Consider the following 17,393-nt stretch of genomic DNA (forward strand, 5'->3'; position numbering starts at 1 on the left):
GGGGAAAGATCCTTCCAGTCGAAGCCGTTATTGGGGAGTAGCCGCTCATGGATATCGCCGAACTGCTGGCGTTTTCCGTAAAGAACAAAGCGTCCGACCTGCACCTGTCCGCAGGCCTGCCGCCGATGATCCGCGTGGACGGCGACGTTCGCCGGATCAACATCCCGGCCCTGGACCACAAGCAGGTCCATGCGCTGGTGTACGACATCATGTCCGACAAGCAGCGCCGCGATTACGAGGAATTCCTCGAAGTGGACTTCTCCTTCGAGATCCCGTCGCTGGCGCGCTTCCGTGTGAACGCGTTCAACCAGAACCGTGGCGCCGGTGCGGTGTTCCGTACCATTCCGTCCGAGGTGCTCACCCTCGAGGACCTGGCCTGCCCGCCGCTGTTCCGCGAGGTGATCCAGCAGCCGCAGGGCCTGATCCTGGTGACCGGCCCGACCGGCTCGGGCAAGTCGACCACGCTGGCGGCGATGATCGACTACATCAACAAGAACGAATACGGCCACATCCTCACCGTCGAGGATCCGATCGAATTCGTGCACACCTCGCAGAAGTGCCTGATCAACCAGCGCGAAGTGCACCGCGATACGCATGGCTTCAACGAAGCGCTGCGCTCGGCACTGCGCGAGGACCCGGACATCATCCTGGTCGGCGAACTTCGTGACCTGGAAACCATCCGCCTGGCGCTGACCGCCGCGGAAACCGGCCACCTGGTGTTCGGCACCCTGCACACCAGCTCGGCGGCCAAGACCATCGACCGCATCATCGACGTGTTCCCGGCCGGCGAAAAGCCGATGGTGCGCTCGATGCTGTCCGAGTCGCTGCGTGCGGTGATCTCGCAGGCGCTGCTGAAGAAGGTTGGCGGCGGTCGTACCGCAGCGTGGGAAATCATGGTCGGCACCCCGGCCATCCGCAACCTGATCCGCGAGGACAAGGTGGCGCAGATGTACTCGGCCATCCAGACCGGCCAGCAGTACGGCATGATGACCCTGGACCAGCATCTGCAGGACCTGGTCAAGCGCAGCCTGATCACCCGCAACCAGGCCCGCGAGTACGCCAAGGACAAGCGCCTGTTCGAGTAAGGCGGGACAACCACGGGCGGCGTGCACCAGTGCGGCGCCGTCCCCGTGCCGTTTCCTCCACCGACCGTTTCCTGGTACATGCCCTCTTGGGAGCCCGCCGTGAACAGCACCGCGACCACCATCGATTTCACTTCGTTCCTCAAGCTGATGGCGCACCAGCGCGCCTCGGACCTGTTCATCACGGCCGGCATGCCGCCGGCGATGAAGGTCAACGGCAAGATCTCGCCGATCACCCAGACCCCACTGACGCCGCAGCAGAGCCGCGACCTGGTCCTCAACGTGATGACCCCGGCGCAGCGCGAGGAATTCGAGAAGACCCACGAATGCAACTTCGCCATCGGCCTGTCCGGTGTCGGCCGCTTCCGTGTCAGCTGCTTCTACCAGCGCAACCAGGTCGGCATGGTGCTGCGTCGCATCGAGACGCGCATTCCGACCGTGGAAGAGCTGAGCCTGCCGCCGATCATCAAGACGCTGGCGATGACCAAGCGCGGCATCATCCTGTTCGTCGGCGCCACCGGTACCGGTAAATCGACCTCGCTGGCGGCGATGATCGGCTACCGCAACCAGAACTCGACCGGCCACATCATCACCATCGAGGACCCGATCGAATTCGTGCACAAGCACGAGGGCTGCATCATCACCCAGCGCGAGGTCGGCATCGATACCGACAGCTGGGAAGCCGCGCTGAAGAACACCCTCCGCCAGGCGCCGGACGTGATCATGATCGGCGAGGTGCGTACCCGCGAAGGCATGGACCACGCCATCGCGTTCGCTGAAACCGGCCACCTGGTGCTGTGCACCCTGCATGCCAACAACGCCAACCAGGCGATGGACCGCATCGTCAACTTCTTCCCGGAAGACCGCCGCAACCAGCTGCTGATGGACCTGTCGCTGAACCTCAAGGGCGTGGTCGCGCAGCAGCTGGTGCCGTCCCCCGATGGTCGCTCGCGCAAGGTGGCGATGGAGATCCTGCTGGGCACGCCGCTGGTGCAGGACTATATCCGCGACGGCGAGATCCACAAGCTGAAGGAAGTGATGAAGGACTCGGTCCAGCTGGGCATGAAGACCTTCGACCAGAGCCTGTTCGAGCTGTACCAGGCCGGCGAGATCAGCTACGAGGACGCGCTGCGCTACGCCGACTCGCAGAACGAGGTGCGCCTGCGCATCAAGCTCAGCCAGGGCGGCGACGCGCGCACCCTGTCGCAGGGACTGGATGGCGTGGAGATCTCGGAGATCCGTTGACCGGAAGGGCGCCTGCGGGCGCCCGCTGCTCCGGGATGACCGCGGCGCCGGATGCACGCCCGCGTGAACCTGCCAGGGAGGCCTGCATGCGTGTGACTACGAGCGTGATACTGGCCATCGCCGTGCTGCTGCAGGCCGGTTGTGCCCGTACCCCCGAACCGGCAGCCGCGGCCGAGGGCTGCGACGATCCGCAGGCGCATGCCTGGTATCTGCTGCCACCGCCTGCGACGAAGCACGGCGGCGACCTGCCACCGTTCATCGATTTCACCGGGTCAGCGAGGACGATCTATGATGCCCGGTTGCGGGATCTCGATGGCTTGCCGGAGCCGTCGTTCCGCTGTGGCAGCGTACCGGCACAGGCATGTCGCTTCGTCTGGGATCCTGCATTCTTCCCGGGCGTGCTCATTCGCGCGCAGCGCAATGCAGCGGGCCACGCGTGGATCGTCGGGCGCAGTGCGCGCGATTTCGAGATTCCTGGATCGTTGCCCGGAAGCCCAGCCACCGTCATCAAGGGTGGCACGTGCGCTCCACCGCGCGCGCTGAGTGCGCAGGAATGGAACGCCATCGCCGCCGCGTTTGCGCTGTTGCAGGGCGAAGATTCGAGCGCTGGGCTTGACGGCTCATCGTGGATGTTCGAGTCCGTGGTGGACGGCGAGCAGCGTTGGTTCGCACGATGGGTGCCGCGGGATCCGGCGTTCCGCAACACCGGCAGGATGATGGTGGAACTGGCGGGTTGCACTGACACCCTGCAGGGCATGGAGTGACGGGCACCACAGGCGATTGATGAATTCCGGTCATGACCGACTGCGGCCGGGCTGGCTCAATCCAGCGCCACGACAGGCGTATCGTCAGCACTCCCCCTCTGGAGCACGACGATGCAGACACGCGAACTGGGCCGCAGCGGCCTGAAGGTTTCCGCCCTCGGCCTGGGCTGCATGGGCCTGACCCATGCCTACGGCCAGCCGGTCGAGCAGAGCCAGGGTGTGGCCCTGCTGGAGGCCGCCGTCGAGCGCGGCGTGACCTTCTTCGATACCGCCGAGGTGTACGGCCCGTACACCAACGAAGATCTGCTCGGCCGGGCGCTGGCGCCCCACCGCGACAGGCTGGTGATTGCCACCAAGTTCGGATTCAAGGGCGCGCGCACCGATGACGGCCTGGACAGCCGCCCCGAGAACATCCGCGCCGTCGCCGAAGCCAGCCTCAAGCGCCTGCGCACCGACCATATCGACCTGTTCTACCAGCACCGCGTCGACCCGAACGTGCCGATCGAGGATGTGGCTGGCACCGTGCGCGACCTGATCGCCGAAGGCAAGGTTGGCCACTTCGGGCTGTCCGAGGCGAGCGCTGCCACCGTGCGTCGCGCGCATGCGGTGCAGCCGGTCGCCGCCGTGCAGAGTGAGTATTCGCTGTGGTGGCGCGAGCCGGAGCGTGAACTGCTGCCGACGCTGCAGGAGCTGGGCATCGGCTTCGTGCCATTCAGCCCGCTTGGCCGCGGCTTCCTCACCGGCACGATCAACGCCGACACCACCTTCGACGCCAACGATTTCCGCAACAGCGTGCCGCGTTTCGAAGTGGAGGCGCGCCGCGCCAACCAAGCGCTGGTGGATCGCATCAGTACGATCGCGGCAGCACGGGGCGCGACGCCGGCGCAGGTGGCGCTGGCCTGGCTGCTGGCACAGGCGCCGTGGATCGTGCCGATCCCGGGCACCACCAAGGTTCATCGCCTGGAAGAAAACCTGGGCGCGGTCGACCTGCAGCTGGCGCCGGAAGAACTGCAACGCATCGCGCAGGCGCTGGACGAGGTGTCGATCGTTGGCGAGCGCTACAACGCGCAGCGTGCGGCGCAGGCCAAGGGTTGATCACCAGGTGGGTGCGGACCGTCGGTCCGCACTCCCTGACCCTCACCCCTGCATAGGCCCGCGCAGCGCATCCAGCACCGTGCGCATCGCCACGGTCACGTGGCGGCGCGACGGGTAGTAGGCGTAGTAGCCATCGAAGTGCGGGCACCAGTCATCCAGCACCGACTGCAGTCGCCCATCGTCCAGCATCGGCTGCACCTGGTCCTCCGGCAACCACGCCAGCCCACTGCCGGCCAGCGCTGCGGCGCGGGTCATGCCCATGGTGTTGAAGGTCCACTGGCCGCTCACGCGCACGCTCAGTTCGTTGCCGTCCTGGCCGAAATCCCACGGCATCAGCCCGCCATGCGTGGGCAGGCGCAGGGTCACGCAGTTGTGGTCGGCCAGCTCGTGCGGATGCCGTGGCGCCACGTGCTGGCGGAAGTAGCGGGGCGCACCGACCACGCGCATGCGCAGCGGCGGGCTGATCGGCACCGCGATCATGTCGCGCGCCAGCCGCTCGCCGAGGCGGATGCCGATGTCATAACGTTCGGCCACGATATCGGCCAGCCCGTAATCGGCGGCCAGTTCCACCTTCAGCTCCGGATACTGCTGCAGCAGGGGCGCGAGCCGCGGCCAGGCAATGTACTCGGCCGCATGGCCGGTGGCATTGATGCGGATGGTGCCGGCCGGGCGCTCGCGGTACTCGGCCAGCGCGGCCAGGCCATCCTCGATCTCGGCCAGGCGTGGGCCGAGGGTGTCGAGCAGACGCGCGCCGGCTTCGGTGGTCGATACGCTGCGGGTGGTGCGGGTCAGCAGGCGCACGCCAAGGCGCTGTTCCAAGCCGCGCATGGCATGGCTGAGCGCGGACTGGGATACGCCCAGCTGGGCGGCGGCCTTGGTGAAGCTGCCCTCGCGGGCGACGTGGACGAAGGCCTGCAGGTCGTTGAGGTTTTCACGGGGCATGCAGGGATGATACGGCTCCCGGATTGAACGGATCTGTCGATTTCCGGATCCCCGGCTCGTCGTAACGGTACATCCAACGCAAGGAGCTTCCGCATGAGCACTGACACCAGGCCCAAAGGCCCGGCCTCCTACTTCCCCTCCATCGAGAGGACCTACGGGCAGCCGGTGGCGCACTGGCTGGGGCTGCTGGCGGGACAGAAGGGCCTGAAACACATGGAACTGGTCAGCTTCCTGAAAAGTGAGCATGGGCTGGGCCATGGCCATGCCAACGCGCTGGTGGCGCACCATCTGGCCGGCAGGGGCTGAGCCGCGCCGGAGCGGGCACAGTAGGGCGCATTCAGCTGAACGATTTCATCTGCAACTGTCATGCAGATCGTGTCTAATACCGCTCCCCACCTGCTGTTCCCCCACCCGCATGTCCCTTCCTTCCCATGGCCCCGCGCCGTGCGACGACGCTGACGGCCACCTGGTCACCGCTGGTCCGCTGACCCCTCCGCCCGACAGTGCCGGCACCACCGCCGATGAGAAAGCGCTGCGTCACTCGATCGCCGAGGACGTGCAGGGCATGGTGCTGGCCACGATGGTGGCCTCGCTGGGCCTGGCCATCTTCGCCAAGGGGGGGCTGATGATCGGCGGCATGGCCGGCCTGGCGTTCCTGCTGCACTACGCGATGGGCTGGAACTTCGGCCTGGTGTTCGTGCTGGTCAACCTGCCGTTCTACTGGGTGGCGCTGCGGCGCATGGGCTGGGAATTCACCCTGAAGACCTTCGCTGCGGTCACCGCCTGTGGCGTGCTGACCGACCTGTTGCCGCGCTGGATCGACTTCTCGCACATCAACCCGCTGTACTCGGCGATCGTCGGTGGCGCGTTGTCGGGCCTGGGCATCCTGTTCTTCATCCGCCATCGTGCCAGCCTCGGCGGCATCGGCATCCTGGCGGTGTACCTGCAGCGCACCCGTGGCTGGAGCGCGGGCAAGGTGCAGATGTCCTACGACGCCTGCCTGATGGTGGCCGCGTTCTTCGTGCTGTCGCCGTCGAAGGTGCTGTACTCGGCCATCGGCGCGGTGGTGCTCAGCCTGGTGCTGATGTTCAACCATCGCCCCGGCCGCTACATGGGCGTGTGACGATCCGACGGTAGTGCCGGCCACTGGCCGGCAACCCCGGAACGCCGCGGGTGATGACCCCGGGCCATGCCCGGCGGATATCCATCAGCGCGCGGTGGCCTGCAACCAGGGCGGTGACAGTGTCAGCAGCCGCGCATGCACCGGGCAGTCTGCGGCGTGCGCGCCGGGCAGGTAGCCCAGGCTCATCAGGAATTCGCCGGTGATCTCGCCGCCGGTGAAGCGGAATGTCTTCTTGAACAGCTTCACCCAGTCGGCCTTGCTGCGCGGATGATGTGCGTCCAGCCACCCCGCGAAGCTGCCATGGCTGGCCCGCAGCTGCTGGATCACCTGCGCGTTGTGGATCGCCGCCAGCACCTTCAGGCGGTTGCGGATGATGCCCGGGTCCGACAGCAGGCGTTCGATGTCCTGCTCGGCATACGCCGCCACGCGGTCCACCGCGAAGCCGTCGTAGGCCGCGCGGAAGCCCTCGCGCTTCTTCAGGATCGTTTCCCAGCTGAGCCCGGCCTGGTTGATTTCCAGCACCAGCCGCTCGAACAGCTCGCGCTCGTCGCGCTGCGGAAAGCCGTATTCGTTGGCGTGGTAGTCGTCGTGCACCGGATGGCCCGGGGCGATGAGGCAGTAACCGGACACGTCGAACTCCTGCGCGGGGGGAGGTCATTATGCGCGCCGTGACCGCCGGGTGGAGGCGCCCGGCGCGCCCAGCCGCTAGAATGTCAGCCATGCCTGTAACGCCGACCTCCCTTGCCGATCACCTGCTCGTCGCGCTGCCGTCGCTGCTCGACGCGACCTTTGCCCGCAGTGTCGCGCTGATCTGCCAGCACGACGAGAACGGGGCGATGGGCGTGCTGGTCAACCAGCCGTCCGAGTACACGCTGGGCGAAGTGCTCGCGCAGATGGACATCGCCACCGGCGATGGTGAGCTGCAGGCGCGCATGGTGCTCAACGGCGGCCCGGTGCATCCCGAACGTGGCTTCGTCATCCATGACGATGCAAGGGCGTGGGACTCCAGCCTGATCGTCGGCGAAGGGCTGTACCTGACCACCTCGCGCGACATCCTCGAAGCGATGGCGCGCGGCGAAGGCCCGGCCAACGCCGTGGTTACCCTCGGCTGTGCCGGTTGGGGCGCAGGCCAGCTGGAAACCGAGCTGGCCGAGAACAGCTGGCTGACCGTACCCGCCGATGCCGAGCTGGTGTTCCAGCTGCCGCTGGAACAGCGTTGGCAGGGAGCGGCCTCGCGCATCGGCGTCGACCTGTTCCGGCTGACCGACTACAGCGGCCATGTCTGAGCCGACCACGCCCGCGGCGGCGCCTCCGGCTCCGGCCATCCGCCGCGACGGCACGGTCCTGGGATTTGATGTCGGCTCGCGCCGGATCGGCGTGGCCATCGGCAGTGCCTTCGCCGCGCATGCGCGCGCAGTGGCCGTGGTCGATGTGCACGGCAACGGCCCGGACTGGACCGCGATCGAGCGCCTGCTGAAGGAATGGAAGCCCGACGGCCTGGTGGTCGGCGATCCGCTGACGCTGGATGGCCAGGACCAGCCCAACCGCAAGCGCGCGCAGGGCTTTGCCCGCCAGCTGCGGGAACGCTTCAAGCTGCCGGTGGTGATGATCGACGAGCGTTCCAGCTCGGTCGAGGCCGCGCGCCGCTTCGCCGTCGAGCGCGCTGAAGGGCGCAAGCGCCGCCGCGATGCGGCCGCCCTCGATGCCGTGGCCGCGGCGGTGATCATCGACCGCTGGCTGTCGTCGCCGGACGACGCCACCCCCATTCCCTGACTGCACGACTCCCGCCATGACCGCCCAGCAAATCGATGCCTCCGGACGCCTGCGCCACCTGCTGACCCTGGAGGGCCTGCCGCGCGAAACCCTGCTGCAACTGCTTGATCGGGCCGGACAGATCCGCGATGCCGCGGTCGGCCGCGTTGGCAACAAGCGCCACGTGCTGGCCGGCTCGGCGGTGTGCACGCTGTTCTTCGAGCCGTCCACGCGCACCCGCAGCTCGTTCCAGCTGGCCGCGCAGCGCCTGGGCGCCGACGTGCTGAACTTCGATGCGTCGACGTCGTCCACCCGCAAGGGCGAAACCGCCTGCGACACGCTGCGCAACCTGGAAGCAATGGGCGTACGCGGCTTCGTGGTACGCCATCCCGATGATGGCGCCGTGGCCGCACTGGCCGAGGCGGCGGGCGAGGGCACTGCACTGATCAACGCCGGTGACGGCCGCAGTTCGCATCCGACCCAGGGCCTGCTGGACATGCTGACCCTGCGCCAGGCCAAGGGCGCGGATTTCTCGAAGTTGAAGGTCGTGATCGTCGGCGACGTGAAGCACTCGCGCGTGGCCCGCACCGACCTGCATGCGCTGCGTACGCTGGGCGTGGGCGAGATCCGCGTCTGCGGCCCGCAGTCGCTGCTGCCGGATGACGAGACCCTGAAGGGCTGCGTGGTCGGCGATGACTTCGACGCGATGCTCGAAGGCGTCGACGCGCTGATGATGCTGCGCCTGCAGCGCGAGCGCATGGAGGAAGGCCTGGTGCCGTCGCTGGAGCAGTACCACGCCCAGTACGGCCTGACCCGCGAGCGCCTGGCCCGCGCCGGCAAGGACGCTGCAGTGCTGCACCCGGGCCCGATCAACCGCGGCGTGGAAGTCACCGACGACGTGGCCGACGGCCCGCAGTCGTGGGTGCTGCGCCAGGTCGCCAACGGCGTCGCCGTGCGCATGGCCGTGCTGGAAACCCTGCTGGGCTGACCCGCCTTGGCAGGTGTCAATCTTGGTTGGCACTGGCGGTGGGGTGGGTGCCAACCTTGGTTGGCACTGGCCTACCCGGGCGAAGGTGATTTCCCGATGTTCAGGGAACATGCGCCCGCCCATGCTCTTCTGCATGAGCAGCACCCGTCTCCCGCCAGGGCGTCATTCCAGTATCGGCCAGAGCTACATCCTCACCACGAACGTGCATGGCCGGGCGGCTCTGTTTGCCAATGACGCCGTTGCGGTTACCGCCATGCAGGACCAGCGTCTGGATCTGGAAGGTCTGACCCATGAATCGCTGTTCCGGCACGCAATGCATGTGATGGCGAATCCGATCAGGGCGGACAGATAGTGCCAACCAAGGTTGGCACCCACCGAAAGCAGGTTCCAACCTTGGTGGGCAACCACCGGACGTCGTGGTTCAGCGCTTCTGCGCGAACAGCCAGTCCCACATCGCCGGGTCGGCGTAGGTGGCATCCCAGGCGTTGTGGTTGCCGTCCGGGTATTCGGTGTAGCGCACGTCGCGTGCGTTGGCGCTCTGGAATGCGGCGTGCAGCCGGCGGTCGTCATCCGGCGGCACCACATCATCCAGCGCACCGTGGAAGATCCAGATCGGCGTGCCTCTCAGGCGCTGGGCGATGGCCGCATACGGATCGGCTTCATGGGCCACCCGTTCGACGAACAGGGTCGGGCGCACCGCGCGCGGCGCCAGCACCGCGCCGCACACGGGCACGATCGCGGCGAAGCGCCCGGGGTCATCCAGCGCGATGTTCCAGCTGCCATAGCCGCCCATCGACATTCCGGTCAGGTACTGCCGTGAGGGGTCGGCACCGAACTCGGCGATGGTGGCGTCCAGGGCGGCCAGCGCGACGCGGTTGTTGCGCCCGCTCCATTCCTCGTGGCCCGGCACCTGAGGGAATACGGCCAATGCGGGGAAGTCGGCCGCGTGCCTGCGCAGGTGCGGCCCGAGCCCCGCATGGGTCTGCTTGACACCGTCGCCGCCACGCTCGCCGGATCCATGCAGGAACAGCACCACCGGCAGTGCGCCAGGCGTGCGCGCCGCGGTTGCCGGAATGAACACCTGGTAATAGGCGGTACGCCCATCCACTTTCACTGCACGCGATTCGAAGCGGCCGCGCGCGCTCTCCGGCTGCGAGGCGCAGCCGGCCATCATCAGGACCGCCAGCATCGGCAGCCAGCGCATCATCCTACGGACCATCGGCGTTCCAGAAGCGGTGGGTTCAGCCGCATCGTAGTCCGCGCAGGTCAACGTGGCATCGTGCGCTGCGTCACTGCGGCCGCGGCACGCTGGCGATGATGGCCAGCTGCTCCTGTGCCTCGGCGTTGCCCTCGGCGGCGGCGGCCTGCACCTGCGCCAGGTCCGGGTGCAGCACCACCAGCAACGGGTTTTCGCAGACCGGGCAGGCGTACTCGGTCGCGTCCTCGTCCAGTTCCATCTCCATGGCGCGCGAACTGCCCTTCCATTCGCAGGCCGGGCAGGTGTGCTGCTGGTCGCGCCAGCCGGGCTGGAAATAGTTTTCGATCGTGGTGGCCATGGGGGTCCAGTTGGAATCGGGTCAGAGCCCCGCGCAGCGGAGATCCGACCCTGGGTTTTGGCGTGGGTCGGCGCTCCGCGTTGCGGGGATCCGGCCCGGCAGGGATCAGTGCAGCAGCACCAGCGTGGCCAGGCCGAGGAAGGTGAAGAAGCCCATCGAGTCGGTCACGGCGGTCAGGAAGATGCCACTGGCCAGTGCCGGGTCGAAGCCAAGGCGTTTCAGGGTCAGCGGCACCAGCACGCCGGCCAGTGCGGCGAACAGCAGGTTGCAGGTCAGCGCGATGGCGATCACCGCCGACAGCCCGGGCGAGTGGAACCAGACCAGCACGATCATGCCCAGGATCGAGCCCAGCAGCAGGCCATTGAGCGCGGCCACCCGCACTTCCTTCCACAGCAGCGTGCGCGCGTTGGAGGCGCCCACCTGGCCCAGCGCCAGGCCGCGCACCATCAGCGCCAGCACCTGGGTGCCGGCATTGCCACCCAGGCCCGCCACGATCGGCATCAGCACGGCCAGCGCCACCAGCTTGTCGATCGTGCCTTCGAAGTGGCCGACCACGCTGGAGGCCAGGAAGGCCGTGCACAGGTTCACCGACAGCCACATCAGGCGGCGGCGCATCGCGCGCCAGACCGGACTGAACAGGTCCTCGTCCTCGTCCAGGCCGGCGGCGCCCAGCGCCTGATGCTCGGCCTGGCCACGGATGATGTCGACCACGTCATCGATGGTGATGCGACCGACCAGGATGTTGTTCTCATCCACCACCGGGGCGGAAATCCAGTCGTGGTCGGAAAACTGGCGGGCGACCTCCTGGTCGCTCTCGCCGACGTCGATGGCCGGCTGCTCGTCATCGATCAGGCGGTTGATCGGGGTGGTGTCCTCGTGGGTCACCAGGGCCGCCAGCGACACCCGGCCGAGGTATTGATGGCGCCGGCTGACCACGAACAGGTGGTCGGTGTGGTCGGGCAGTTCGCCGCGCAGGCGCAGGTAGCGCAGCACCACGTCGACGTTGACGTCGGCGCGCACGGTCACCACGTCCGGGTTCATCAGGCGGCCGGCGCTGTCCTCGGGATAGGACAGCACCTGTTCCAGGCGCTCGCGGTTCTCGCGGTCCATCGACTTGAGGACTTCGTCGATGACCGTATCCGGCAGGTCTTCGACCAGGTCGGCCAGATCGTCGATGTCCAGGTCTTCGACCGCGGCGATGATTTCGTCCGGGTCCATGTCCGCGAGCAGGCTTTCGCGCACGTCGTCGCCGACGTGGACCAGCACCTCGCCGTCATCGTCCGGATCCACCAGGCCCCACACCACTTCGCGCTTGCCCGGCGGCAGCGATTCAAGCAGGTTGCCGATCTCGGCCGGGGCCAGGGTATTGACCAGCCGACGCACCGGGCCCAGCCGGCCGCTGTCCAGTGCATCGGACAACATCCGCAGTTGGCGCGCAGTCTTGTCGTGGCGTACGGCTTCAGCCATCGCAGCTCCCGCGGGATAAGAAAAGCCGCGATCCCGGCAAGGATGCGGCAACAGGGGTGTTCAGCGCGTCATTATCGCAAGGGGATGTTTCAGCGCATAGCCGCCGGGTGGCGGTAGTGCCGGCCGCTGGCCGGCAACCTCCTGGCGTTCAACGGGACGGGACCAGATCCTTTTCCCGCGGAAAAGGGATCTGACCCCAGGCATGCATGCCCGGCGAGCGGGTGGTATCAGGGCGTATCGGCCACCAGCGCCAGCCAGCGTTCGATGGCACGGCGGTCACGCGCGGCCAGCAGTTTCGGTGCGCGGGCGCGCAGTGCGCCCAGGTCAGCGTCGCGGATCGCGCGGCGCACTTCCAGCAGGGTGCCGGGGTGCAGGCTGAACTCGCTCAGGCCCAGTGCCAGCAGCAGCGGCGTCATCCGCGCATCACCGGCCATTTCGCCGCAGACCGCGACCGGAATACGGTGGCGTGCGCCGGTCTCGATCACCATCTGCAGCAGCCGCAGCACAGCGGGATGCAGCGGTGAGTACAACTCGCCCAGCGCCTCGTTGTTGCGGTCGGCGGCCAGCAGGTACTGCACCAGGTCGTTGGTGCCGATCGACAGGAAGTCGACCAGATCGATGAAGCTCTCCAGCGCCAGTGCAGCCGCCGGCACTTCGATCATCGCGCCCAGCGGCACGTGTTCGGCCACCATGTGGCCTTCGGCGCGCAGCTGTTCGCTCAGCTTGAGCATGCGCCGGCGCACCGCCAGCAGTTCCTCGCGGGTGCTGATCATCGGCACCAGCACGCGCAGCTTGCCGTAGGCGGAGGCGCGCAGGATCGCGCGCAGCTGGGTGTCGGCCACTTTGGGTCGGGCCAGCGACAGGCGCACGCCGCGCAGGCCCAGCGCCGGATTCTCTTCGTTGCTCAGGGTCAGGCCGGTGCGATCGGCCTTGTCCGCACCCAGGTCGAGCGTGCGGATGGTGACCGGCCGGCCGCTCATGCCCAGCGCGGCATCCCGGTAGGTCTGGAACTGTTCTTCTTCGTCCGGCAGCTCGTTGCGCTGCAGGAACAGGAATTCGGTGCGGTACAGGCCCAGCCCCTGCGCACCCAGCGCATGCGCCTGGGTGACGTCTTCCAGCGACTCGGCATTGGCCAGCAGGGCGATGTCGACCTGGTCGCGGGTGCGGCTGGGCTTGCTGCGCAGGCGGCCAAGCTCGCGCTGCTCGCGTGCGTGCTCCTTCAGGCGCGTGCGGTAGTCACGCAGGTTGTCCGCCAACGGGTTGGCGGTGATGCTGCCGTCGGCGCCGTCGATGATCAGCACGTCGCCGTCGGCGATGCGGCTCAGCAGCTGCGGCACGTTGACGATCAGCGGCAGGTGCAGGCTGCGTGCCAGGATCGCGCTGTGCGACAGCGCGCTGCCGGCGGCGGTGACGATGCCGACCACGCCCTGCGCCTGCAGCTGCGCCAGCTCGGACGGAGCGATGTTGTCGCAGACCAGGATCTCACCGGCCAGGCCCTTCATTGCCGGCGCGCGTTCGGGTTGCAGGAAGGCATGGATACGGCCGATCACATGGTCCAGGTCGTCCATGCGGCTCTTCAGGTAGGCATCGTCCATGCCATCGAAGACCTTGGCCAGGCGGTCGCGCTGCAGGCGCAGGGCGTAACCGGCACTGTACGGGCCGCTGCGGATCAGTTCGTCCAGGCCATACAGCAGCTCCGGGTCGTCCAGCAGCAGCGCGTGCAGGTCCAGGAACTCGCCCACTTCCTGGTTCAGTGCGCCATGCAGGCGCTGCCGCAGCTCGTGCATTTCCATACGCGCGGCATCCACGGCATGGTGCAGGCGCGCCAGCTCGGCCTCGACCTGGTGGGGGGCGACACGTTGTTCGGCCACTTCCAGCGCATGCGGCAGGCGCACCCGGGCCCGGCCCATCGCCGTACCACGGGCGGCGCCGTGCCCGGCCAGCCGTTGTACCGGCCGCTGGCCCGGGGGAAGCTGGCCGGCGCGTGCGCGTGGCACGCTCAGCTGTCCTCGTCGAAGCGGCGTTCGAACAGGCCGACCACCGCCTCCATCGCGGCGGCTTCGTCCTCGCCGTTGATGCGCACGGTGACCGGAGTGCCCTGGCCCGCGGCCAGCAGCATCACGCCCATGATGCTCTTGGCGTTGATCTCACGGCCCTTGGCGGCCATGGTCACGTTGCAGCGGAACGGTGCCAGGGTCTGCACCAGCTTGGCGGTGGCCCGGGCATGCAGGCCCAGGCGGTTGCTGACGGTGAGTTCTCGTTCAAGCATCGTCGACTATCGCTCCATTACGGGTACCCGCCGCGGCTGTGGCGGGCAGTTGATCCAGTCCCTGTTCCGGATAATTCATCACCCGCAGCAACATCGGCAGGCTCAGCGCCGACACCCGGCGAACCGGGGTCCCCAGCCGGGCCAGCTGCCCGGCAAGGTTGGCGGGGCTGGCGCCGTACAGGTCGGTCAGGATCAGCACGCCTTCACCGCCGTCGACCCGCCGCAGGGCGGCCGAGGCAAGTGGCAGCAGGGCGTCCAGGTCTGCGTCGAACGGTACTTCGAAAGCTTCGGTTTTCAGCGGCAATTGCCGCAGCAGCCGGGTCGCCACGTCTAGCAGGGCGGTCCCGACCCCGGGATGTGTTACGAGGAGAATGCCACAGGTCATTACCGCACGTTAACAGGTCAAGGTGAATTGGCGATAGCAGCAGGCGAGGGGTACTGTGTCCCGTATTCAGTGTTGCTCGCTGGCGAGCCCTTTTTCGCTGAAAAAGAGATCCGACGCCACCCGTTTTTCGATGCCTGAAAGCGATTCATCCACGCATGGCGTGGATCTACCGTGTCGACCAAGGTCGACACCCACCAACAGCACACGGAATCTGTCAGAGGCGGGGCGGTGTGGGCAGGCAGGACCGTTGGCGCCATGGATGGCGCCATCGAGCCCCCAGGGAGGGGTTCACGGCGTGTCCTGCCTGCCCACACCGTCCCGCCATCCCACGGACTGCCGCTTTTGCTGTTGCTGTTGCCGGCCAGCGGCCGGCACTACCGGCGGGTGCCGGGCGCAGCCCGGCCGACCCCCTCAATCCTGTTCGCGGTGGTAGGTGGCCACGTCTTCCCAGCCCTTCTCGCGCGCATGCCGGGCCATGCGCTCGGCCAGGTACACCGAGCGATGCTTGCCGCCGGTGCAGCCGAACGCCACGGTCACGTAGCTGCGCGTGCCATCGCCCAGTTTCGGCAGCCAGGTATCCAGGAAATCCATCAGCTGGGCCAGGTAGCGCTGCACGTCCGGCTGTGCCTCCAGGTAGTCGCGCACGCCGGGCTCACGGCCGCTGAGCGCGCGCAGGTCCGGGTCCCAGTGCGGATTGGGCAGCACACGCGCGTCGAACACGAAGTCCGCCTCGGCCGGTACGCCGCGCTTGTAGGCGAACGATTCGAACAGCAGCGACAGGCCGGTGGCATGGCCCATCGCGAACTCGGTGATGATCCGCCGCCGCAGCTGGTGCACGTTGAGGTGGCTGGTATCGATCACCGCATCGGCCTCACGGCGCAGCGGCGCGGTCAGTTCGCGTTCGCGGGCGATGGCCTCGGGCAATGACAGCCGCAGCTGGCTCAGTGGATGGCGGCGACGGGTGTCGGCGTAGCGCTTGAGCACCGCCTCGTCACTGGCTTCGAAGAACAGCACCTTCACTTCCACGCCGGCATCGGTGGCCAGCTGCCGCCAGTTGCCCAGTTGGCTCAGGTCGGCCTGGCCGCGGACGTCGATGCCTACCGCCAGCCGGCGCGGCGCGCTGCCGTCATGGTTGGCCAGCAGGCTGCGCACGAAGTCCGGCAGCAGTTGGATGGGCAGGTTGTCCGAGCAGTAGTAGTCCTGGTCTTCGAAGGTCTTCAGGGCGACGGATTTACCCGAGCCGGACAGGCCACTGACGATGATCAGGGTCGGGGCGGTAGGGGTTGCGGTGCTCATGGACAGGCTCTTCGCGGGGCAGGGGAATCAGGGGGTGCGCCGTTCCAGCAGGTTGCTGTGGCGGGCGATGAACATCGCCGCCGGATCAATGCCCTTGGTGCGCAGGATATGCAGGCGGGTCGCGGCCTCGGTCAGCACGGCCAGGTTACGGCCGGGCATCACCGGCAGGGTGATCAGCGGGACATCCAGGTCCAGCACATGGCGGGTACCCGAGTCGCCGGTCAGGCGCTCGTAGCCATGCGGGGTGGGTTCGGTCATCGGCTTGGTCAGGTGGACGATCAGCCGAAGGTACTTGTTCTTCTTTACAGCCGTGTCGCCGAACATCTCGCGCACGTTCAGCACGCCCAGGCCGCGCACTTCCAGCAGGTCCTGCAGCAGCTCGGGGCAGGTGCCGTCGAGCACGTCCGGGGCGATCTGGGTGAACTCGGGGGCATCGTCGGCGACCAGGCGGTGCCCGCGGCTGAGCAGTTCCAGCGCCAGCTCGCTCTTGCCCGACCCGGCCTCGCCGGTGATCAGCACGCCGATCGAGTAGATCTCCATGAACACGCCATGCAGGATCACGCGGGGTGCCAGCGTGCGCGCCAGGTGGTAGGACAGGTGGTTGAGCAGTTCGTGGCCGCGCTTGGGCGACAGCCACAGCGGCGTGCCGGATTCATCGGCGGCGGCACGCAGGTCTTCCGGGCACGCCTGGTTGCGGGTCAGCACCAGCGCCAGCGGATGCGACTGCATGATCTTCTCGATGGTCTCCCACCGCTGCCGCGGTTCCAGCGCGTCCAGCCAGGACAGTTCCTCGGTGCCCAGGATCTGCACCTTGTTGGGATAGATGGCGTTGAGGTAGCCGGCCAGCGAAGGGCGCCGCGAGACCGTGTTGCCGGCCTCCAGCTCGCGCTTCTCACCGGATTTGCCGGCGGCCCAGCGCAGTCCCAGCCGCTCGCGCTGCTGTTCGAACAGTTCACGGGCGGTGATGCTGGTATTCATGCGGCACTCGCAGGAGGGGTCATGTCCAGCGCCTCGCGCAGCGCGCGGGCATCGCCCGCTTCACGCAGGGCCTGGCGGATGTCGGGCACGGAGAACAGCTCGGCCAGCTCGGACAGCAGCATCAGGTGCTGGTGGGTGTAGTGGGCCGGGACGGCCATCGCAAACACCAGGTCCACCGGCTCGTCGCCGCCGAAGTCGACCGGGGCCGCCAGGCGCAGCAGGGCGCCACGGGGGCGGTCCAGGGCCGGCGCGCGGCCATGGGGGATGGCGATGCCGTGGCCGATCGCGGTGCTGCCCAGGGCTTCGCGCTGGCACAGGTTCAGATAGATCTGTTCGGCATTGGCCTGGCGGCAGGCCAGCAACCCGGCGGCGGCCTGCAGGACGCTGTCACGGTCGGAGGCCGTGCAGAGCTGGGTCTGCACGGCCGCCAGGAGGTCAGTCAGGGGCATGT

General features: G+C 67.7%; 21 protein-coding genes. 10 read left to right on the top strand and 11 right to left on the bottom strand.

Features of this window, described 5'->3' with window-relative positions:
• The first annotated feature begins 47 nt into the window (after nt 1-47).
• From LRM18_RS10500 to LRM18_RS10515, 4 genes are all read left to right on the top strand, one after another.
• Nucleotides 48-1,085, top strand: coding sequence for a type IV pilus twitching motility protein PilT (locus tag LRM18_RS10500; protein WP_004147099.1), 1,038 nt, complete (start codon nt 48-50; stop codon nt 1,083-1,085).
• Nucleotides 1,086-1,163: 78 nt separating this feature from the next.
• The gene (locus tag LRM18_RS10505) at nt 1,164-2,327 is read left to right on the top strand and encodes a PilT/PilU family type 4a pilus ATPase (RefSeq protein ID WP_042358565.1); all 1,164 of its coding nucleotides are present in this window, start codon (nt 1,164-1,166) and stop codon (nt 2,325-2,327) included.
• 35 nt (nt 2,328-2,362) lie between these two features.
• Nucleotides 2,363-3,091, top strand: a complete 729-nt coding sequence (locus tag LRM18_RS10510) for a hypothetical protein (RefSeq protein ID WP_270954260.1) — start codon at nt 2,363-2,365, stop codon at nt 3,089-3,091.
• 111 nt (nt 3,092-3,202) lie between these two features.
• Nucleotides 3,203-4,186: an aldo/keto reductase gene (locus LRM18_RS10515; RefSeq protein ID WP_049469693.1), complete on the top strand. Its 984-nt coding sequence runs from the start codon at nt 3,203-3,205 to the stop codon at nt 4,184-4,186.
• Between the two features lie 42 nt (nt 4,187-4,228).
• Here LRM18_RS10515 and LRM18_RS10520 read toward each other — a convergent pair whose 3' ends face one another.
• On the bottom strand, nt 4,229-5,128 hold the full coding sequence (locus tag LRM18_RS10520) for a LysR family transcriptional regulator (RefSeq protein ID WP_053504882.1): 900 nt from the start codon (nt 5,126-5,128) through the stop codon (nt 4,229-4,231).
• A 93-nt stretch (nt 5,129-5,221) separates the two neighbouring features.
• On the opposite strand from LRM18_RS10520, the gene LRM18_RS10525 reads away from it, so the two are divergent.
• Together LRM18_RS10525 and LRM18_RS10530 are read left to right on the top strand one after the other, a co-directional pair.
• Nucleotides 5,222-5,434 (top strand): DUF4287 domain-containing protein, encoded by a 213-nt coding sequence (locus LRM18_RS10525; protein WP_270954263.1) that lies wholly within the window; start codon nt 5,222-5,224, stop codon nt 5,432-5,434.
• Between the two features lie 109 nt (nt 5,435-5,543).
• Nucleotides 5,544-6,251, top strand: coding sequence for a YitT family protein (locus LRM18_RS10530; protein WP_049469684.1), 708 nt, complete (start codon nt 5,544-5,546; stop codon nt 6,249-6,251).
• 84 nt (nt 6,252-6,335) lie between these two features.
• Here LRM18_RS10530 and LRM18_RS10535 read toward each other — a convergent pair whose 3' ends face one another.
• The gene (locus tag LRM18_RS10535) at nt 6,336-6,881 is read right to left on the bottom strand and encodes a DNA-3-methyladenine glycosylase I (RefSeq protein ID WP_164688130.1); all 546 of its coding nucleotides are present in this window, start codon (nt 6,879-6,881) and stop codon (nt 6,336-6,338) included.
• Nucleotides 6,882-6,970: 89 nt separating this feature from the next.
• Between LRM18_RS10535 and LRM18_RS10540 the strand changes: the two genes are divergently transcribed.
• The 4 genes from LRM18_RS10540 to LRM18_RS10555 all read left to right on the top strand — a co-directional run bounded on the left by LRM18_RS10540 (nt 6,971) and on the right by LRM18_RS10555 (nt 9,343).
• Nucleotides 6,971-7,537, top strand: coding sequence for a YqgE/AlgH family protein (locus tag LRM18_RS10540; protein WP_049469678.1), 567 nt, complete (start codon nt 6,971-6,973; stop codon nt 7,535-7,537).
• Nucleotides 7,530-8,024 carry a Holliday junction resolvase RuvX gene (gene ruvX / locus LRM18_RS10545; protein ID WP_049469673.1) on the top strand — a complete coding sequence of 165 codons (495 nt, stop codon included), beginning with the start codon at nt 7,530-7,532 and terminating at the stop codon, nt 8,022-8,024. The genes LRM18_RS10540 and ruvX overlap by 8 nt, the downstream gene beginning before the upstream one ends.
• A gap of 16 nt (nt 8,025-8,040) precedes the next feature.
• Nucleotides 8,041-8,991, top strand: a complete 951-nt coding sequence (locus LRM18_RS10550) for an aspartate carbamoyltransferase catalytic subunit (RefSeq protein ID WP_049469670.1) — start codon at nt 8,041-8,043, stop codon at nt 8,989-8,991.
• A gap of 133 nt (nt 8,992-9,124) precedes the next feature.
• Entirely contained in the window at nt 9,125-9,343 is a 219-nt protein-coding gene (locus LRM18_RS10555; protein WP_270954270.1) for a hypothetical protein, read from the top strand.
• Nucleotides 9,344-9,412: 69 nt separating this feature from the next.
• On the opposite strand, the gene LRM18_RS10560 is transcribed toward LRM18_RS10555, so the two are convergent.
• The 9 genes from LRM18_RS10560 to LRM18_RS10600 form a co-directional block, all read right to left on the bottom strand.
• Complete coding sequence (locus tag LRM18_RS10560) at nt 9,413-10,210, bottom strand: prolyl oligopeptidase family serine peptidase (RefSeq protein ID WP_270954272.1); 798 nt, start codon at nt 10,208-10,210, stop codon at nt 9,413-9,415.
• Between the two features lie 70 nt (nt 10,211-10,280).
• Nucleotides 10,281-10,547, bottom strand: coding sequence for a hypothetical protein (locus LRM18_RS10565; protein ID WP_049469661.1), 267 nt, complete (start codon nt 10,545-10,547; stop codon nt 10,281-10,283).
• 105 nt (nt 10,548-10,652) lie between these two features.
• A complete protein-coding gene (gene mgtE / locus LRM18_RS10570; protein ID WP_270954274.1) occupies nt 10,653-12,014 on the bottom strand; it encodes a magnesium transporter in 1,362 nt (453 codons plus the stop codon).
• Between the two features lie 227 nt (nt 12,015-12,241).
• On the bottom strand, nt 12,242-14,011 hold the full coding sequence (ptsP, locus tag LRM18_RS10575; RefSeq protein ID WP_049469655.1) for a phosphoenolpyruvate--protein phosphotransferase: 1,770 nt from the start codon (nt 14,009-14,011) through the stop codon (nt 12,242-12,244).
• A gap of 2 nt (nt 14,012-14,013) precedes the next feature.
• Nucleotides 14,014-14,283: an HPr family phosphocarrier protein gene (locus LRM18_RS10580; RefSeq protein WP_005408385.1), complete on the bottom strand. Its 270-nt coding sequence runs from the start codon at nt 14,281-14,283 to the stop codon at nt 14,014-14,016.
• Nucleotides 14,276-14,668, bottom strand: coding sequence for a PTS fructose subfamily transporter subunit IIA (locus LRM18_RS10585; RefSeq protein WP_010483657.1), 393 nt, complete (start codon nt 14,666-14,668; stop codon nt 14,276-14,278). The genes LRM18_RS10580 and LRM18_RS10585 overlap by 8 nt, the downstream gene beginning before the upstream one ends.
• A gap of 411 nt (nt 14,669-15,079) precedes the next feature.
• Entirely contained in the window at nt 15,080-15,964 is an 885-nt protein-coding gene (gene rapZ, locus LRM18_RS10590) for an RNase adapter RapZ (protein WP_206631841.1), read from the bottom strand.
• 27 nt (nt 15,965-15,991) lie between these two features.
• A complete protein-coding gene (gene hprK, locus LRM18_RS10595; RefSeq protein ID WP_005408388.1) occupies nt 15,992-16,942 on the bottom strand; it encodes an HPr(Ser) kinase/phosphatase in 951 nt (316 codons plus the stop codon).
• Complete coding sequence (locus LRM18_RS10600; protein ID WP_053462355.1) at nt 16,939-17,391, bottom strand: PTS sugar transporter subunit IIA; 453 nt, start codon at nt 17,389-17,391, stop codon at nt 16,939-16,941. The genes hprK and LRM18_RS10600 overlap by 4 nt, the downstream gene beginning before the upstream one ends.
• Between the last annotated feature and the right edge of the window lie 2 nt (nt 17,392-17,393).

The sequence above is a fragment of the Stenotrophomonas sp. PI_27 genome (assembly GCF_027854495.1).
Taxonomy (GTDB): domain Bacteria; phylum Pseudomonadota; class Gammaproteobacteria; order Xanthomonadales; family Xanthomonadaceae; genus Stenotrophomonas; species Stenotrophomonas pavanii.

Coding starts and splice junctions, on each gene's coding strand:
- LRM18_RS10520 (WP_053504882.1), bottom strand. CDS start 5,128: ATGCCCCGTGAAAACCTCAACGACCTGCAGGCCTTCGTCCACGTCGCC.
- mgtE (WP_270954274.1), bottom strand. CDS start 12,014: ATGGCTGAAGCCGTACGCCACGACAAGACTGCGCGCCAACTGCGGATG.
- LRM18_RS10500 (WP_004147099.1), top strand. CDS start 48: ATGGATATCGCCGAACTGCTGGCGTTTTCCGTAAAGAACAAAGCGTCC.
- LRM18_RS10600 (WP_053462355.1), bottom strand. CDS start 17,391: ATGCCCCTGACTGACCTCCTGGCGGCCGTGCAGACCCAGCTCTGCACG.
- LRM18_RS10585 (WP_010483657.1), bottom strand. CDS start 14,668: ATGACCTGTGGCATTCTCCTCGTAACACATCCCGGGGTCGGGACCGCC.
- LRM18_RS10560 (WP_270954272.1), bottom strand. CDS start 10,210: ATGGTCCGTAGGATGATGCGCTGGCTGCCGATGCTGGCGGTCCTGATG.
- LRM18_RS10505 (WP_042358565.1), top strand. CDS start 1,164: ATGCCCTCTTGGGAGCCCGCCGTGAACAGCACCGCGACCACCATCGAT.
- rapZ (WP_206631841.1), bottom strand. CDS start 15,964: ATGAGCACCGCAACCCCTACCGCCCCGACCCTGATCATCGTCAGTGGC.
- LRM18_RS10555 (WP_270954270.1), top strand. CDS start 9,125: ATGAGCAGCACCCGTCTCCCGCCAGGGCGTCATTCCAGTATCGGCCAG.
- LRM18_RS10515 (WP_049469693.1), top strand. CDS start 3,203: ATGCAGACACGCGAACTGGGCCGCAGCGGCCTGAAGGTTTCCGCCCTC.
- LRM18_RS10540 (WP_049469678.1), top strand. CDS start 6,971: ATGCCTGTAACGCCGACCTCCCTTGCCGATCACCTGCTCGTCGCGCTG.
- LRM18_RS10550 (WP_049469670.1), top strand. CDS start 8,041: ATGACCGCCCAGCAAATCGATGCCTCCGGACGCCTGCGCCACCTGCTG.
- ruvX (WP_049469673.1), top strand. CDS start 7,530: ATGTCTGAGCCGACCACGCCCGCGGCGGCGCCTCCGGCTCCGGCCATC.
- hprK (WP_005408388.1), bottom strand. CDS start 16,942: ATGAATACCAGCATCACCGCCCGTGAACTGTTCGAACAGCAGCGCGAG.
- LRM18_RS10510 (WP_270954260.1), top strand. CDS start 2,363: ATGACCGCGGCGCCGGATGCACGCCCGCGTGAACCTGCCAGGGAGGCC.
- LRM18_RS10530 (WP_049469684.1), top strand. CDS start 5,544: ATGTCCCTTCCTTCCCATGGCCCCGCGCCGTGCGACGACGCTGACGGC.
- LRM18_RS10525 (WP_270954263.1), top strand. CDS start 5,222: ATGAGCACTGACACCAGGCCCAAAGGCCCGGCCTCCTACTTCCCCTCC.
- LRM18_RS10580 (WP_005408385.1), bottom strand. CDS start 14,283: ATGCTTGAACGAGAACTCACCGTCAGCAACCGCCTGGGCCTGCATGCC.
- LRM18_RS10565 (WP_049469661.1), bottom strand. CDS start 10,547: ATGGCCACCACGATCGAAAACTATTTCCAGCCCGGCTGGCGCGACCAG.